17 protein-coding genes are annotated in these 15,400 nt (G+C 67.9%); 10 read left to right on the top strand and 7 right to left on the bottom strand.

The features are described 5' to 3' along the window. Positions 1–106: 106 nt before the first annotated feature. Positions 107–475, bottom strand: a complete 369-nt coding sequence (locus tag V5G24_RS19275; protein ID WP_394085061.1) for a DUF1236 domain-containing protein — start codon at positions 473–475, stop codon at positions 107–109. A gap of 221 nt (positions 476–696) precedes the next feature. Here V5G24_RS19275 and V5G24_RS19280 point away from each other — a divergent pair, with 221 nt between their 5' ends. Further along, a complete protein-coding gene (locus tag V5G24_RS19280) occupies positions 697–1,377 on the top strand; it encodes an alpha-ketoglutarate-dependent dioxygenase AlkB family protein (protein ID WP_394085127.1) in 681 nt (226 codons plus the stop codon). Positions 1,378–1,420: 43 nt separating this feature from the next. Then, entirely contained in the window at positions 1,421–2,392 is a 972-nt protein-coding gene (locus V5G24_RS19285) for a hypothetical protein (RefSeq protein ID WP_394085060.1), read from the top strand. 122 nt (positions 2,393–2,514) lie between these two features. Here V5G24_RS19285 and grpE read toward each other — a convergent pair whose 3' ends face one another. Next, positions 2,515–3,147: a nucleotide exchange factor GrpE gene (grpE, locus tag V5G24_RS19290; RefSeq protein ID WP_394085059.1), complete on the bottom strand. Its 633-nt coding sequence runs from the start codon at positions 3,145–3,147 to the stop codon at positions 2,515–2,517. An 84-nt stretch (positions 3,148–3,231) separates the two neighbouring features. Then, positions 3,232–4,332 carry a heat-inducible transcriptional repressor HrcA gene (gene hrcA, locus V5G24_RS19295; RefSeq protein WP_394085058.1) on the bottom strand — a complete coding sequence of 367 codons (1,101 nt, stop codon included), beginning with the start codon at positions 4,330–4,332 and terminating at the stop codon, positions 3,232–3,234. 241 nt (positions 4,333–4,573) lie between these two features. On the opposite strand from hrcA, the gene rph reads away from it, so the two are divergent. From rph to hemW, 3 genes are all read left to right on the top strand, one after another. Further along, entirely contained in the window at positions 4,574–5,287 is a 714-nt protein-coding gene (gene rph / locus V5G24_RS19300; protein WP_394085057.1) for a ribonuclease PH, read from the top strand. Beyond that, positions 5,287–5,922, top strand: coding sequence for an RdgB/HAM1 family non-canonical purine NTP pyrophosphatase (gene rdgB, locus V5G24_RS19305; protein ID WP_394085056.1), 636 nt, complete (start codon positions 5,287–5,289; stop codon positions 5,920–5,922). Before rph ends, rdgB begins: the two co-directional genes overlap by 1 nt. A gap of 206 nt (positions 5,923–6,128) precedes the next feature. Beyond that, a complete protein-coding gene (gene hemW, locus V5G24_RS19310) occupies positions 6,129–7,247 on the top strand; it encodes a radical SAM family heme chaperone HemW (RefSeq protein WP_394085055.1) in 1,119 nt (372 codons plus the stop codon). A 125-nt stretch (positions 7,248–7,372) separates the two neighbouring features. Here the strand turns inward: hemW and V5G24_RS19315 are convergent, their stop codons facing one another. Both V5G24_RS19315 and V5G24_RS19320 read right to left on the bottom strand, forming a co-directional pair. Next, positions 7,373–7,933, bottom strand: a complete 561-nt coding sequence (locus V5G24_RS19315) for a hypothetical protein (RefSeq protein WP_509292260.1) — start codon at positions 7,931–7,933, stop codon at positions 7,373–7,375. 161 nt (positions 7,934–8,094) lie between these two features. Continuing rightward, positions 8,095–8,370: a metal-sensitive transcriptional regulator gene (locus tag V5G24_RS19320; RefSeq protein WP_348844392.1), complete on the bottom strand. Its 276-nt coding sequence runs from the start codon at positions 8,368–8,370 to the stop codon at positions 8,095–8,097. A 132-nt stretch (positions 8,371–8,502) separates the two neighbouring features. On the opposite strand from V5G24_RS19320, the gene V5G24_RS19325 reads away from it, so the two are divergent. The 5 genes from V5G24_RS19325 to V5G24_RS19345 all read left to right on the top strand — a co-directional run bounded on the left by V5G24_RS19325 (position 8,503) and on the right by V5G24_RS19345 (position 14,077). Next, entirely contained in the window at positions 8,503–10,989 is a 2,487-nt protein-coding gene (locus V5G24_RS19325) for a heavy metal translocating P-type ATPase (RefSeq protein WP_394085053.1), read from the top strand. A gap of 349 nt (positions 10,990–11,338) precedes the next feature. Further along, on the top strand, positions 11,339–12,181 hold the full coding sequence (locus V5G24_RS19330; protein ID WP_394085052.1) for a ComF family protein: 843 nt from the start codon (positions 11,339–11,341) through the stop codon (positions 12,179–12,181). A 59-nt stretch (positions 12,182–12,240) separates the two neighbouring features. Further along, on the top strand, positions 12,241–12,498 hold the full coding sequence (gene grxC / locus V5G24_RS19335) for a glutaredoxin 3 (protein WP_394085051.1): 258 nt from the start codon (positions 12,241–12,243) through the stop codon (positions 12,496–12,498). A 170-nt stretch (positions 12,499–12,668) separates the two neighbouring features. Then, complete coding sequence (locus V5G24_RS19340; RefSeq protein WP_394085050.1) at positions 12,669–13,553, top strand: carbon-nitrogen hydrolase family protein; 885 nt, start codon at positions 12,669–12,671, stop codon at positions 13,551–13,553. Continuing rightward, positions 13,550–14,077, top strand: a complete 528-nt coding sequence (locus V5G24_RS19345; RefSeq protein WP_394085049.1) for a DUF1178 family protein — start codon at positions 13,550–13,552, stop codon at positions 14,075–14,077. The genes V5G24_RS19340 and V5G24_RS19345 overlap by 4 nt, the downstream gene beginning before the upstream one ends. A 37-nt stretch (positions 14,078–14,114) precedes the next feature. Here the strand turns inward: V5G24_RS19345 and ubiG are convergent, their stop codons facing one another. Both ubiG and V5G24_RS19355 read right to left on the bottom strand, forming a co-directional pair. After that, positions 14,115–14,870, bottom strand: a complete 756-nt coding sequence (gene ubiG / locus V5G24_RS19350) for a bifunctional 2-polyprenyl-6-hydroxyphenol methylase/3-demethylubiquinol 3-O-methyltransferase UbiG (protein WP_394085048.1) — start codon at positions 14,868–14,870, stop codon at positions 14,115–14,117. 104 nt (positions 14,871–14,974) lie between these two features. Continuing rightward, positions 14,975–15,379 carry a DUF1398 domain-containing protein gene (locus V5G24_RS19355; protein ID WP_394085047.1) on the bottom strand — a complete coding sequence of 135 codons (405 nt, stop codon included), beginning with the start codon at positions 15,377–15,379 and terminating at the stop codon, positions 14,975–14,977. Between the last annotated feature and the right edge of the window lie 21 nt (positions 15,380–15,400).

The raw sequence follows: 15,400 nt of genomic DNA on the forward strand, positions 1-15,400 counted from the left end.
TCAGGATCTGCAAATACACCCCGCCAGGACCTACCGGCAGGGTGAAAATTTTGATTTCCCGGCATTTCCGGGAAGGCGCCGCGCGGCCGCGCGGAAGGGCTGAACTTTACCGGATTACCTCGATGATGCGCCGGCTGTCCGGCTCCACGAGGACTGTGCCATTATCCGGCATCACCACGTAGCGGTAGCGGGGGGCATCGAAGCCGCCATAGGTGACGTCGGTGGAGAAGGTTTGCATCTGCACGCCCTCCGGCATCACCGCACCGGGCACCAGCACGAAGCCGGGCTGGGTCACGACGGTCGCCGTCACCGGCTGCTGCACCACATAACTCTGGATCAGGACCTGCTGGTCGGGGGTCACGGTCACATAGCCCGACGGCTGGGTGACGATGACCGCCGAGGTCTGGGCGCTGGCGGCGGAACCGCCGAGCACCAGGGCGAGGACGCCGACGGCGCCGGCAAGATGTTTATTCATGGCGAAATCTCCTGTCCTTCCCGTCATCCAGGGGGAACGCGGCGCGCACCGGGGCGTTCCCATGGGCGCCCCCCCCCAGCCCCCGCCGCCCCCGAACCCGGGAGGTAACGGGAGCTGCCGGGGAACGCGCCTTTCGGCACCGCGCATACGAAACCAGCTTGGCGGGTGCGTGCGGCTCGGCCATGGTGGCGTGGGAGGCAAGACTTCAAGTGTCGCACCATATGGAAGTCGCGCCGGGGTGCCTCTATTGGCCGGAATTCCTCGACCGCTCCGGCCAGGAGGCCCTGGTGGGCGAGATCAATACCATCCTGGCCGAGGCGCCCCTGTTCACGCCCCGCATGCCGCGCACCGGGAAAGCGTTTTCCGTCCGCATGAGCAATTGCGGCCCGCTGGGCTGGGTGTCGGACGAGGCCGGCTATCGCTATCAATCCTTTCACCCGGACACGCGGGCGCCGTGGCCGCCCATGCCGGCCGCCCTGCTCGATGCCTGGAACCGTCTCACCGGCGCCGCCGCGCCGCCGCAGGCATGCCTGATCAATTGGTACGCGCCCGACGCCCGCATGAGCCTGCACCAGGACCGCGACGAACACGATTTCACAGCGCCCGTGCTCTCGCTCTCGCTGGGCGACACCGCGCTGTTTCGCCTCGGCGGCACGGAGCGGCGGAGCCCGACCCGTTCGCTGCGGCTCGCCTCGGGCGATGCCCTGCTGCTGTCGGGCGAAAGCCGCCTTGCCTTTCATGGCATCGACCGCATCCTGCCCGGCACCTCGACTTTGCTGCCGCACCCCGGCCGCTTCAACCTGACGCTGCGGCGGGTCGACCCTGCCGAACTGGACCCCGCCGAACCTGCGACATCGGCGCGGGCCACGCTTCCGCCCGCTTTCGCCGCCAAGACGCCATGATGGGTCTGGCCGCAATGGACTTGCCGTAATGGGATTGCCGAAGATGAAGATCCGCCTCGCGCTCTCGCTCGCCGTGCTGCTGGTTTCGGGCGGGCTTGCCGGAGCAGCCGAGCCCGTTTTTCCAAAGGGCACGCTGGTGGGCGTCGTGCCGCCCGACGGCATGGTGGAGAGCGCCACCTTCTCCGGCTTCGAGGACCGCAGCAAAGCCGCCTCCCTTCTCATCATCGAAATGCCGCCCCAGGCCTATCCCCAGATCGAGGCCGGCTTCACCGATGCGGCGCTCGCCACCAAGGGCATCACCGTGGAAAGCCGCGGGCCGCTGGTGACTGACCCCAAGAGCCTGCCCGAATCCTCGGCATTGCGTGAGGCGCAGACCCTGCTGGTGATCGGCAAGCAGAGCGCCGGGCCGGTGGTCGCCAAGAAATGGATCCTGCTCGCGGGTTCTGCGAAGGGCACGGCACTCATCACGGTGCAGATCCCGGAGGCGAATGCGGGGGACCTTTCCGACGAAGCCGTGCGCAAGAGCCTGATGACGCTCGCTTTCCGTGCCCCGCCCTCGACCCAGGAACAATTGGCCGGCCTGCCGTTCAAGCTCGGCGACCTTGCAGGCTTCCGGGTGGTGAAAGTCATCGGCAACACGGCCGCGGTGCTGACCGAGGGCGACAAGGACGTGGTGGAAAGCGCCAGCCAGCCGATCTTCGTGGTCGGAGTTTCGCCCGGCACGCCGCGCGAGGATGATCGCGGGCAGTTCGCCCTGCGCTCGCTCTCCTCGGTGCCGGCGGTGCGCGACATGCACATCGACCGGGCCGAGCCGCTGCGCATCGGCGGCCAACCGGGCTTCGAGATCATCGCCACCGCCAAGGATGCGGCATCCGGGGCGGACGTGAAGGTGATCCAATGGCTGCGGTTCGGCTCGAACGCCCATATCCGCATGATCACGGTGGTGAAGGCGGATGCCTTCCAGGATACCTACACCCGGGTGCGGGCGATCCGCGACGGCATCGAGTCCAACTGAGCGCACGCCCCCGCGCCGAAACACGCCGCGCCCAAACAAAAAGCCGCCGCGCTCCATGGCGCGACGGCTTTCGTCTTCGGTCAATCACACCGGCTCAAGGCCCGACGTCAGAAGGCCGGGCGTCAGTTCGCGGAACCGTTCTCGGCCTTGGCCTCGCCCGGCGCCACCTTGGGGCCACCGCGCGAAACACCGACCATGGCGGGACGCAGGACCCGGTCGCCGATCACATAGCCCGATTGCACCACCTGCACGACGGTCCCGTTGGGAACGCTCGCGTCGGGCACCTCGAACATGGCCTGGTGGAGATTGGGGTCGAATTTCTCCCCCACCGGCTCCACCTTGCGAATGCCGTGCTTCTCCAGGCCCTTGTGAAGGCTGCGCTCGGTCAGTTCCAGGCCGTCGAGCAGCGCCTTGAACGCGCCTTCCGCCTTTTCCTTGGCTTCCGCCTCCACCGCGCCGAGGGCGCGGGCGAGATCATCGGCGACGTTCAATACATCGCGTGCGAAGGAGGCGATGCCATAGGTCTTGGCATCGGCCACTTCCTTTTCGGCCCGGCGGCGGATGTTCTCCGCTTCCGCATAGGCGCGCAGGAACTTGTCCTTCAGGTTCGCGACCTCGCCCTCCAGCCGCTGCTTTTCCGCGTGGAGTCCACCGGCCTGTTCCGCCTCGGCGAGCGCTTCCATTTCCGCACCCTCCGGATCGGAGTTCAGGTCGCTATGGGGCTTCGCGTCGTTCGCGCCACCCTGATCGCTCATGCCCATGTCCTCGTCGCTAACAACACCGCCCCACGGGCAGGTGCACCGATTTCGCCCCGCATATCGGGGGCATGGCGGGAAAAATCAAGCCGCGTCGGCACCTGGAGCGCCGAGAACGCGGCTCACGACCCGCGCCGTGAAGTCCACCATGGGCACGATGCGCCCATAATTGAGCCGGGTCGGACCGATCACACCCAGCACCCCCAGCACCCGGCCCTGGCTGTCGTGATACGGCGCGACGATGGTGGAGGAGCCGGAGAGGGAGAACAATTTATTCTCCGAGCCGATGAAGATGCGCAAGGATTGGGCATCCTCCGCCCGGCCGAGCAGATCCACCACGTCGCGCTTCGACTCCAGATCGTCGAACAGCAGGCGAATGCGTTCGAGATCCTCCAGCGCATGGAGATCCTCCAGCAATTTCGCCTGCCCGCGCACGATCAGCTTGCGCTCCGCCGGCACGTCGCCGGACCAGGAGGCAAGGCCCGCCTCCACCACCCGCGCGGTCAGGGCATCCAATTGCTGGCGCAGGTCGCTCAACAGGTTTTCCATCTCGGCCCGCGCCTCGGCCAAGGTGCGGCCGCGAATATGGGCGTTGAGGAAATTGGTCGCCTCGGTCAGCGCCGAGGCCGGCAAGCCGAGCGGCAGCGGCACGGCCCGGTTTTCCACCTGCCCGTCCTCGGACACCAGGATCACCAGGGCCCGGTTGGTATCCAGCGGCACGAATTCCACATGCTTGAGGCGCGGATCGGTCTTGATGGCCGTTACCACGCCGGCGCCGCGCGACAGGCCGGAGAGCAAGGCGGAGGCCTCGCGCAGCACGCCATCGACCGTGTAGCCCTTGGCGGCGGCGGCGACCTGGGATTCGATATTGCGGCGGTCGCCTTCGCTGACGTCGCCGATCTCCATCAGCGCATCGACGAAAAAGCGCAGCCCGCGTTCGGTCGGCAGGCGGCCGGCGCTGGTGTGGGGCGCATAGATCAGCCCGGCCGCCTCCAGGTCCGCCATGACATTGCGCACGGAAGCCGGCGACAGCGACATGGGAATGAGACGGGCGATATTGCGCGAGCCCACCGGCTCGCCGGTGGCGAGATAGCTTTCCACGATCTGGCGGAAAATCTCGCGCGAGCGCTCGTCGATCTGGCCAAGGGCGGCTGAAAAGGGAGGAATGATGGGGTCGATGGGCAAGGCCTCACTCCGGCTCGGGCGGGCGACATGAAACAGGCGGACAGGTTCGCGGTGCCAGTGAGGGTTTCCCCTTGTGGCGCCGAAAATCCGGCAGGTGATCTTGCCGGTTATCTTGCCGCGACACCATCGCCGGTTTGCACGCCGCGCCCGCCTGAACCATGGCGCACGATACCACGCCCCTTGCCCCGGCGCGCGCCCACCCCTAAAACGACGGCCAGTTTCACAACGGATTGGATAGATTATGCGCCCGAGCCGCCGCGCGAGCGACGAGATGCGAGCCGTTTCCTTCGAGCGCAACGTTCTGCGCCACGCCGAGGGCTCGTGCCTCGTCAAGTTCGGCGACACCCATGTGCTGGTGGCGGCGACCCTGGAAGAGCGCCTGCCGCCGTGGCTCAAGGGCCAGGGACGCGGCTGGGTGACGGCGGAATATTCCATGCTGCCGCGCGCCACGCTGGAGCGCACCCGGCGCGAATCCACCACCGGCAAGCAATCCGGCCGCACCCAGGAGATTCAGCGACTGATCGGCCGTTCGCTCCGCTCCGTCACCGATCTCGTCGGCCTCGGCGAACGCCAGATCACGCTCGATTGCGACGTGCTCCAGGCGGACGGCGGCACCCGCACCGCCGCCATCACCGGCGCGTGGATCGCCCTGCACGACTGCATGAGCTGGATGTATTCGCGCTCCATGCTGAAGACCATCCCCCTGCGCGAGCACGTGGCGGCGGTCTCCTGCGGCATTTTCGAGGGCACCCCGGTGCTCGACCTTGATTATCCCGAGGACAGCAAGGCGGAGACCGACGCCAATTTCGTCATGACCGGCTCCGGCGGCATCGTCGAAATCCAGGGCACGGCGGAAAAGACCCCGTTCAGCGAGACCGAATTCCTGCAATTGCTCGCGCTCGCCCGCACCGGCATCAACCAGCTGGTGGATTTGCAGAAGCAGGCGGTGGCCTGATGTCCCATCGCCGGCTCGAAGGGCGGCTGGTGGTCGCCACGCACAATAAGGGCAAGCTCATCGAGATGCGCATGCTGCTCGAACCCCATGGGGTGGAAGCGGTGGCCGCCGGCGAACTGGGCCTGCCCGAGCCCGACGAGACCGGCACCACCTTCGCCGCCAATGCCCGCCTGAAGGCGGTCGCGGCGGCGAGCGCGGCGCAATTGCCGGCGTTTGCCGACGATAGCGGGCTGGTGATCGACGCGCTCGGCGGGCAGCCCGGCATCCACACCGCCCGCTGGGCCGGGCCGGAGCGCGATTTCGAAAAGGCGATGGAAACCATCCAGTCGCTGCTGGTCGCGCGCGGCGCCACGGACTCGGACTCGCGCACCGCCCGCTTCGTCTCGGCCCTGTGCCTGGCCTGGCCCGACGGCCATGTGGAGGAATTCGAGGGGGTGGTGGAAGGCGAGTTGGTGTGGCCGACCCGTGGCGCCAAGGGGTTCGGCTATGACCCCATGTTCGTGCCCGAGGGTCATACCCGCACGTTCGCGGAAATGAGCGCGGAGGAAAAGCATTCCATGCCGCCGCTCGGCTTCGGCCTTTCCCATCGCGCCCGCGCCTTCCGCCAATTGGCGCAGGCCTGCCTGGAGGCATGACCACGACGACCGCTTCTGCGCCTTCTGCTTCAAACGATTCAGGCCCTCTCCCGCGTGCGGGGGAGGGTTGGGAGGGGGCACGCGCCGCAGCGCCGATACCAGCGTCTCGCACGCCCTCTTTCCCCCTCCCCGGCCCTCCCCCGCAAGCGGGAGAGGGGGCGGACCGCGCGGGTGGAGAAGATCGTGCGGGCGGTTTCGGCGTTTATGTGCATTGGCCCTTCTGCCTCGCCAAATGCCCCTATTGCGACTTCAACAGCCACGTGCGCCATTCGCCGCCCGACCAGGCGCGCTTCATCGCGGCCTTTCGCCAGGAGATCGCTCATATGCGCGCCCTCACCGGGCCGCGCGAAGCGGGTACGGTGTTCTTCGGCGGCGGCACGCCCTCGCTCATGGCACCGAGCACCGTCGCGGCGATCCTGGAGGCGGTGAATGCCGCCTGGCCGCTCGCCGCCGATGCCGAAATCACGCTGGAGGCCAACCCCACCAGCGTCGAGGCGGAGCGGTTTCGCGGCTATCGCACGGCGGGGGTGAACCGTGTCTCGCTCGGCGTGCAGGCACTGGACGATGCCGAGCTGAAGGCGCTCGGGCGCATGCATTCGGTGGACGAAGCGCTGGCGGCGGTGGCGATCGCGCGCCATGCGTTCGAGCGGGTCTCGTTCGACCTCATCTATGCCCGCCCGCGCCAGAAGCCGGAAGATTGGGCGCGCGAGCTGGAGCGGGCCATCGCGGAAGGCTGCGAGCATCTCTCGCTCTACCAGCTCACCATCGAGCCGGGCACCATGTTCGAGAAGCTGTATTCCGCCGGCAAGCTACTGATCCCCGATGACGACCATGCCCGCGCGCTCTGGGATGTGACGCAGGAGATCACAGCGCAGGCCGGGCTTCCGGCCTATGAGATTTCCAACCACGCCCGGCCCGGTGCCGAGGCGCGGCATAATCTCGTCTATTGGCGCTATGGCACCTATGCCGGCATCGGCCCCGGCGCCCATGGGCGGCTTGCGGTGGACGGGGCGCGCCGCGCCACCTTCACGCAGAAGCTGCCGGAAAAATGGCTGGAGCAGGTGGAGGCGAACGGCCACGGCATCGTGTCGGACGAAACGCTGGCGCGCGCCGAACAGGCCGACGAACTCCTCCTCATGGGCCTGCGCCTCGCGGAGGGCGTCGACCTTGCCCGATATGCAAGGCTCGCCGGGCAGGCCATTCCCGAAAGTCGCATCGCGCCATTGGAAGCGGACGGCTTGGTGAAGCGCACCGGCGACCGCCTCGCCGCGACCCCAGCCGGCTTCCCGGTGCTGAACGCCATCATCGCGGCGCTGGCGGACTAAAGCGTTTTCAGCAAAAGTGGATTCCGGTTTTGCGGTAAGAAAACGCGTCAAATCAAAAAGCGTTTTCGAGCGAAGTGGACACCGGTTCGCGTGAAGAAAACGCGCCTACTCAAAGAGATAGAGCGCTATTTCGGGAAGAAGGCCTCGGGAATCTCGAAGTCGCCGATCAGCTTAATGCCGGCACGCTCGAAAAAATCCGAGCCGAGCACGCTCACCGGGTCGCCGTCGCAGGCAATGTCCGCGAGTGGCTTACCGTCCTTCTCGACCGCGACGCCCGCGAGCGCCAACGGGCCGCCCTTGGGATTCCATTTCCCGATGGCATTGAACACCGTGTAGCGGAACGGCCCCTTCTCGAGGCGAAACCAGGCGCCGCCGCCGCCGGCGAACATCAGCCGGCCGGCGGTAAAAGCCTGGGCGGGTGGAACTGCGGGATCGGGATAGGTGATCTCCACGCGTCCCGGCCGGCCATAGCGATACAGGACAAGGCCGCTGCCTGCATCAAGGTCCCCCGAGGCGCAGATCGACACCGTCCGCGCACCGGCCGGACAGGAAAAGATCACCGCCTCGTCCGGGCGGCATAGTGTGCCGGCGGGGGCGGCGGCTGCAGGCGCCAGGCCAGCGGGCATCAGCATCGCCGCGGCAAAGACCGCCAGACCCAAAGCCGCAATCGGCAGCGCACGGACCAAGGCGAAGGTCCCGATCCTCGCGCAGGCTAGGCGCCCGCCATGGGACGCTCGCGTCCGGCACCAAGGATCGCAAGCCAGTCCAGATGTCATGGGGACCCCCGTCGAATCAACGCCTCGATCATACCACCCGGGTGTCGCTGCTGGCAGGGGTGGACCGGACATCAACGCTCGCTGCGGGCGATCACATCCATCAGTTCGGCGACTTTCTTGCGCTGTTCGTCCGCGTCGCCGGAGCGGATCGCATGCTCGACGCAATGGGCGACATGATCGCGCAGCACTTCTTCTTCCGCCCGCCGCAGGGCCGCGCGAACGGCCGAGATCTGGGTGATGAGGTCGATGCAATAGCGATCCTCCTCCACCATGCGCGAAATGCCGCGCACCTGCCCTTCGATGCGGTTGAGACGTTTCAGGACGGAGGATTTTGCCGGATCGCGCATGCTTGCCATATACCCCTGGCGGGTATAAAGAACAAGATGCAGATACCCCCTGGGGGTTATTTCGCGCAGTCAATTCGCGTCTTTCTGAGCGAGCGCAAAGACCGCCGCGCGCGGAGACGCAATGAGGCGACCATGGCACACGATCCACACGCCCCTTCTCCCGCCTCCCCCACGGGGAGCGAACCGGCCGCAAGCTGCTGCGGCGGCCCAGCGTCGCTGAACATGCCGGAAAAGCCTGCGGCTGCAAGCTGTTGCGGCGCCGCTAAGGGCGCGACACCGGCCGAGGCGGGGCACGATCACACCAGCCACGATCATGCCGCCTGCGGCCATTCCCACATGGCCAAGGACCCGGTCTGCGGCATGGATGTGGACCCCCATACCGCCAAGCATCGTGCCGACCATAATGGTCAGCCCTTTTACTTCTGCTGCGCCGGCTGCAAGACCAAGTTCGAAGCCGATCCCGAGCGCTATCTTGCCGGCAAGGCAGCCCCTGCCGAGCCGGTGCCGGAGGGCACGGTCTTCACTTGCCCCATGCACCCGGAAATCCGCCAGGTCGGCCCCGGCACCTGCCCCATCTGCGGCATGGCGCTGGAACCGGATCTTGTGACGCTGGACGACGGCCCTAACGCCGAACTCGTTGATATGTCTCGCCGTTTCTGGATCGGCCTGGCACTGACTGTGCCGGTGTTCGTGCTGGAAATGGGCCAGCATCTGTTCGGCCTGCATCTTCTGCCGCAGCAGACCTCGAATTTCGTCCAGCTCGTCCTCGCCACTCCAGTGGTGCTATGGTGCGGCCTGCCGTTCTTCGAGCGCGGCGCGGCTTCGGTGCGGAGTGGGCACCTCAATATGTTCACGCTGATCGCCCTCGGCACCGGCGTGGCGTTCCTCTACAGCCTTGTCGGCACCTTTGCGCCCGGTCTGTTTCCCCAATCTTTCCAGACACATGACGGGGCGGTTCCGGTCTATTTCGAGGCCGCCGCCGTGATCACGGTCCTGGTGCTGCTCGGGCAAATGCTGGAATTGCGGGCGCGCGACCAGACCTCCGGCGCCATCAAGGCCCTGCTCGGCCTTGCCCCGAAAACCGCCCGCCGCCTCAATGCCGACGGCACGGAAGAGGATGTGCCGCTCGACAGCGTCCACCCCGGCGACCGCCTGCGGGTGCGGCCCGGCGAGAAGGTGCCGGTGGACGGCAAGGTAGACGAAGGCCGCAGCAGTCTGGATGAATCCCTGATTACGGGCGAATCTCTGCCGATTTCCAAGGAAGTTGGCGACACCGTCATCGCCGGCACGCTGAATGTCAGCGGCGGTATCGTGATGCGCGCCGAAAAGGTGGGCCGCGAGACCCTGCTCGCCCAGATCGTGCAGATGGTGGCGCAGGCCCAGCGCTCGCGCGCGCCGATCCAGCGGCTCGCCGATCAGGTCTCCGGCTGGTTCGTGCCGGCGGTCATCGCCGCCGCGCTCATCGCCTTCGGCGTGTGGATGCTGGTGGGTCCCGAGCCGCGCCTGACCTTCGCGCTGATGGCCGGGGTGTCGGTGCTGATCATCGCCTGCCCGTGCGCGCTCGGGCTCGCCACGCCCATGTCGATCATGGTCGGCGTCGGGCGGGGCGCCCAGGCGGGCATTCTCATCAAGAGCGCGGAAGCGCTCGAGCGGCTGGAGAAGGTCGACACGCTGGTGGCGGACAAGACCGGCACCCTCACCGAGGGCAAGCCCAAGCTCACCGCGGTGCGCGCCCTCGGCCGGTCGGAAGACGAGGTGCTGCGCCTCGCCGCGAGCCTGGAACGGCCGAGCGAGCACCCGCTCGCCGCCGCCATCGTCGCCGGAGCGCAGGCGCGCGGCCTCGCCTTGAGCGAACCGGCGGGCTTCGACAGTCCGGTGGGCAAGGGCGTGATCGGTACCGTGGAGGGCGAAACCGTGCTGGTGGGCCATGCCGCCTTCCTCGCCGAGCATGGCATCGCAAGCGACGCCCTTGCCGGGGAAGCCGAGGCCCTGCGCCGCGAGGGGGCGAGCGTGGTGCTCGTCGCCGCTGGCGGAGCCGCCATCGGCCTGATCGCGGTCGCCGATCCCATCAAGGCGAGCACGCCGGCGGCGCTCGCGGCGCTGAAGGCGGACGGCATCCGCGTCATCATGCTCACGGGCGACAATCGCGCCACCGCCCAGGCGGTCGCTGACCGGCTCGGCCTCACCGAGGTGGTCGCCGAGGTGCTGCCAAAGGACAAGGCGGCGCTGATCGCCCGCCTGCGCGCCGAGGGTCGGGTGGTCGCCATGGCCGGCGACGGGGTGAATGATGCGCCCGCGCTGGCCGCCGCCGATGTGGGCATCGCCATGGGCACCGGCACCGACGTCGCGATGGAGAGCGCCGGCATCACTTTGCTGAAGGGCGATCTCGCGGGCATCGCCCACGCCCGCTCCCTCTCGCGGGCGACCATGGCCAATATCCGCCGCAACCTGTTCTTCGCCTTCTTCTACAATGCGGCCGGCGTGCCAATCGCGGCCGGCGTGCTCTATCCCGTGCTCGGTCTGCTGCTCTCGCCCATGGTGGCTGCGGCGGCCATGGCGCTCTCCTCGGTCAGCGTCATCGGCAACGCCTTGCTGCTGCGCCGCTGGCGGCCGGGCTAGGACCGATAGACATGCGCGGGAGCGGGCGCGCCGGAAACAAAGTGCGCACCCTATTCCGCCCCTTTCGGTCGTCGTCCTTCGGTCGTCCCCTTTCTTTCGTCATGGCCGGGCGTGTCCCGGCCATCCACGGCGGGCAGCCCGTGCTGACCTTGAAAAGCCGGCGCCAGCGGGGCCGCGTGGATGCACGGGACAAGCCCGTGCATGACGATGCTCTGCTGCAATCGCGTCGGGCCAGCGGATGGCCATTGGCGCCACCATGCGGGACCACGCGCCCGTTCGCCCGCCGCCCCGGGCATTGAAGGCGCGTGCGTCCCGTTCCATTGTGCGCGCGCAAGGGGAAGGCGGCCGCATGGCGACGGCAGGGGCAGGGCACGACGAGGACGCGGAGCCGGCAGAGCCCGCGCCGAGCGTGGTGGAGCGGCTGCGCGCCGGCGGGCGGGGTGCCGGGCGGGTCCTGCATGCGGTCGGCAAGGCGGCGCTCGGCCTCGTGCTGCCGCCCACCTGCGTTGCGTGCGGCGCCATTGTCCATGAGGCGGAAGGGCTGTGCGGGGGATGCTGGCGCCGCCTCGCCTTCGTGGAGCGACCCTATTGCGAGCGGCTCGGCATTCCCTTCGCCTATGAGCAGCAGCAAAGCGACGGCGCGCCGCGCCTGTCCCTGGAAGCCGTCACCGACCCGCCGGCCTTCGACCGGGCGCGCGCGGCGGTGCTGTTCGGCCCGGTGTCGCGCGATCTCGTTCACGGCCTGAAATATGGCGACCGACTCGACATGGCGGCCCCGATGGCGCGCCTGATGACCCGCGCGGCGGGCGAATTGCTGCGCGAAGCGGACCTGATCGTGCCGGTGCCGCTGCATTCCTTGCGGCTGTGGCGGCGCCGCTTCAACCAAGCCGCCCTGCTCGCCCGCCGGATTTCCAAGGCGAGCGGGGTGCCGTGCCGCACCGACGTGCTCGCGCGCACGCGCGCCACCCCTTCGCAGGTATCCTTCAACCGCATGGAACGCCGCGCGAATGTTTCGGGCGCGTTTCGCGTGCCCGATTCGCTCCTGCACCACGTGGCCGGGCGGCGCATCGTGATTGTGGACGATGTCCTCACAACCGGGGCGACGTTGGATGCCTGCGCGAAGGCCCTGAGGTATGCGAAGGCCGTTCATATCGACGCCGTCACCTTCGCCAGGGTTGTCGAAGCCGACTGAAGAGCCTTATTATGCAACAATTCCGTGACGGCGGTTTGGCCCGTTGCGCAGAGGGCTGCATGAAAACCATCGAAATCTACACCAAGAGCTGGTGCCCCTATTGCCATGCCGCAAAGGAGTTGCTGCGCCGAAAAGGTTTGACGTTCACCGAAATTGACGTGACCACGGACCCCGCCGGACAAGAGGAAATGTCCCGGCGCGCCGGGGGGCGCACCAGCGTTCCGCAGATTTTCATCGGCGAGACCCATGTGGGCGGCTGCGACGATCTCTACGCCCTGGAAAGCGCCGGCGAACTCGACACGCTGATCACGGCCTGATCCGCACCGCGGGGGATCATTGCGCGGGGGGATCACTGCGCGGGCGGGTCACTGCGCGGGCTCCTGGCCGCTCCAGCGAACCCACGCGGCCTTTATCCCTCGCGCGCGGCAGGACGAGCCTCTACACTCTTCATCCCATATATCCCTGTTGCGCGCCGCGAGCCTAAGCCATGAGTGAGATCCAGAAGACCGAAACCCTGCGCGTGGGCCTGGTTCAGTTGCGCTCCGGGCGCGAGGTCGCCGCCAACATCCAGACCGCCAGCGCGCTGATCCGCGAGGCCGCCCAGGCCGGCGCGCAATATGTGCAGACGCCGGAAACCACCAATCTGATGGAGCTGGACCGCACGCTCCTGTTCGAAAAGCTGCGCGAGGAAGAGGCCGACCTTGCCCTCGCCGCGTTCCGCGATCTGGCGCGCGAGCTGAAGATCCACCTGCATGTGGGCTCGCTGGCGCTGAAAATCTCCGATCAGCGCGCCGTCAATCGCGGCTTCCTGATCGCCCCCGACGGGGACATCGCCGCCCGCTACGACAAGATCCACATGTTCGATGTCGACCTCGGCAATGGCGAGAGCTATCGCGAATCCAATTCCTACCGGCCCGGCGAGCGCGCCGTGACCGCCTCCGTCGCGGGGGTCAAGGTCGGCCTCACTATCTGCTACGACCTGCGCTTCCCCCCGCTCTACCGGGCGCTGGCGGAGAGCGGCGCCGATGTGCTGACCGTGCCGGCCGCCTTCACCCGGCCCACCGGGGAAGCCCATTGGCATGTGCTGCTGCGCGCCCGCGCCATCGAGAACGGCGCCTATGTGCTCGCCGCCGCCCAGGGCGGACGCCACGAGAACGGCCGCGAGACCTATGGCCATTCGCTGGTCGTGGACCCGTGGGGCCGCGTGATCGCCGAAGGCGGCACCGACCCCGGCGTGATCCTCGCCGAAATCGACCTGAAGGAGGTCGCCGCCGCGCGCCGGCGCATCCCCTCGCTGCAACACGGCCGCCGGTTCGAGGTGGCCGACAGCGGCCAAAGCGGGCATCTCCATCTGGTCGGGGCCGCGACGTGATCCGCTACACGCTGAGGTGCGAGCAGGGCCACGATTTCGAAAGCTGGTTCCCCTCCTCCCACAGCTACGAGGCGCAGCGCGGACGCGGGCTGATCGCCTGCCCGCACTGCGGCAGCGCGCGGGTGGAGAAGGCGATCATGGCGCCTTCCGTCGCCCGCACCGATCGCGGCGCCCCGCCGGCCGCACCCGAGGCCGCGCCCGCCCAGGAATCGGGCCAGGAAACGGGCCAGGAAACGGGCCAGGAAACCGCTCAGGCGGCCGCCCAGGGACCGGCCAATCCGGTGGCGCTGATGGGCGACCAGGAACGCGAGTTCCGCCGCCTGGTGCGCGAATTGCGCGACCATGTCACCAGCAAGGCCGATTATGTCGGCGAGGATTTCGCGGACCTCGCCCGCAAGATGCATGGCGGCGAGATCGCGCATCGCTCGATCTATGGCGAGGCCAGCGCCGACGAGGTGAAGGCGCTACGCGACGACGAGGTGGAGGTATTCCCCCTGCCCGTCCTGCCGGAAGACCGCAACTGAGGCGGGACGCGCCGCAGGCTCTCAGGCTCTCAGGCTCTCAGCCCATCGGCCCGGCGACGATGAAATAATTCACGTCCGTATCCGCCGAGAGCGCCCAGGTGCCGCGCAGCGGATCGAAGCTGAGGCCGGCCAGTTCGCGCATCTCGAAGCCGCCGGCGGCGAGGCTCGCCTCGAATTCGCCGGGGGTCACGAACTTGTCCCAGCGGTGCGTGCCGCGCGGCAGCCAGCGCAGCACATATTCCGCCCCGACGATGGCGAGCGCGAAGCTCTTGCCCGTGCGGTTCAGCGTCGAGCCGATGAACAGGCCGTTCGGCTGCACCATCTCCACCGCGCGGCGCACGAACAGGCCGACGTCCGCCACGTGCTCCACCACCTCCAGCGCCATCACCACGTCGAACCGCTCGCCCACATCCGCCAGTTCCTCGGCCGTGGTGGCGCGATAGTCGATGGCGAGGTCGGCGCGCGCGGCATGGGCGCTCGCGATCTCCACATTGCCGGCGGAGGGATCGATCCCCACCATGTCCGCCCCCATGCGTGCCATCGGCTCACAGATGAGCCCGCCGCCGCAGCCGATGTCGAGCACGCGCAAGCCCTTCAGCGGCCGCAGGCTGCGCGGGTCATGGCCGAAATGGCGCACCATCACGTCGCGCAGGAAGGCGAGGCGAACCGGATTGATGGCATGCAGCGGCGCCATCTTGCCCTTGGGATCCCACCATTCCTCGCCCAGCGCCTCGAAGCGGGCGACCTCGGCGGGATCGACGGTCAGGTTCGGCTGGGGGCTCACCTGCGGCATGGGAACTTCCTTTGGCTGCCGTGGAGGCTTACGCCAGTGCGGTGGCAGCGGCAAGGCATGACCCCCTCTCAAACCGCCGGGGGCCCATGCGCAAGCGGCGCCACCTAGGGGTTCGGAAACAGCTCGACGTGGGTTTCCCCGGTGCGCCCGACATAAAGCGCGCGGCGGCCGGAGAACGACACGAGATAGCCGGCGCACCCGGCCGCAACCGCCTTTTCGCAGAATCCCGTGTAGGTATAGCCGGGAACCTGCTGCTGGGCCTCGCCGATCGCGGCCTGGAGGCGCGCGGCGTCGAAGGCCGGGGCAATTGCGCCGGCGGCCCGATGCGCCGGCAGTTCGATGCTCTCCCCGTCAGGCAGATAATAGGTCGCGGTGGCGCGCCGGTAATCGACCGCATAGCTTTCGAAGCCGGCTTCCCCGAGCGCTCCCACGATCTGCGGAAAGCTCATGGTGTTGCGCTGGGCGGCGTCGAGACAGGTGCGCGCCGTGGTCTTCTGTCGATCGTCCATGAGTGTTTCTCCGTGTCGGGA

The organism is Roseixanthobacter finlandensis (assembly GCF_043195105.2).
Lineage (GTDB): Bacteria > Pseudomonadota > Alphaproteobacteria > Rhizobiales > Xanthobacteraceae > NCEH01.

Coding starts and splice junctions, on each gene's coding strand:
- V5G24_RS19325 (WP_394085053.1), top strand. CDS start 8,503: ATGGCACACGATCCACACGCCCCTTCTCCCGCCTCCCCCACGGGGAGC.
- V5G24_RS19355 (WP_394085047.1), bottom strand. CDS start 15,379: ATGGACGATCGACAGAAGACCACGGCGCGCACCTGTCTCGACGCCGCC.
- rdgB (WP_394085056.1), top strand. CDS start 5,287: ATGTCCCATCGCCGGCTCGAAGGGCGGCTGGTGGTCGCCACGCACAAT.
- V5G24_RS19320 (WP_348844392.1), bottom strand. CDS start 8,370: ATGCGCGATCCGGCAAAATCCTCCGTCCTGAAACGTCTCAACCGCATC.
- V5G24_RS19280 (WP_394085127.1), top strand. CDS start 697: ATGGAAGTCGCGCCGGGGTGCCTCTATTGGCCGGAATTCCTCGACCGC.
- ubiG (WP_394085048.1), bottom strand. CDS start 14,870: ATGCCGCAGGTGAGCCCCCAGCCGAACCTGACCGTCGATCCCGCCGAG.
- V5G24_RS19340 (WP_394085050.1), top strand. CDS start 12,669: ATGAGTGAGATCCAGAAGACCGAAACCCTGCGCGTGGGCCTGGTTCAG.
- V5G24_RS19275 (WP_394085061.1), bottom strand. CDS start 475: ATGAATAAACATCTTGCCGGCGCCGTCGGCGTCCTCGCCCTGGTGCTC.
- V5G24_RS19330 (WP_394085052.1), top strand. CDS start 11,339: ATGGCGACGGCAGGGGCAGGGCACGACGAGGACGCGGAGCCGGCAGAG.
- grxC (WP_394085051.1), top strand. CDS start 12,241: ATGAAAACCATCGAAATCTACACCAAGAGCTGGTGCCCCTATTGCCAT.
- grpE (WP_394085059.1), bottom strand. CDS start 3,147: ATGAGCGATCAGGGTGGCGCGAACGACGCGAAGCCCCATAGCGACCTG.
- rph (WP_394085057.1), top strand. CDS start 4,574: ATGCGCCCGAGCCGCCGCGCGAGCGACGAGATGCGAGCCGTTTCCTTC.
- V5G24_RS19285 (WP_394085060.1), top strand. CDS start 1,421: ATGAAGATCCGCCTCGCGCTCTCGCTCGCCGTGCTGCTGGTTTCGGGC.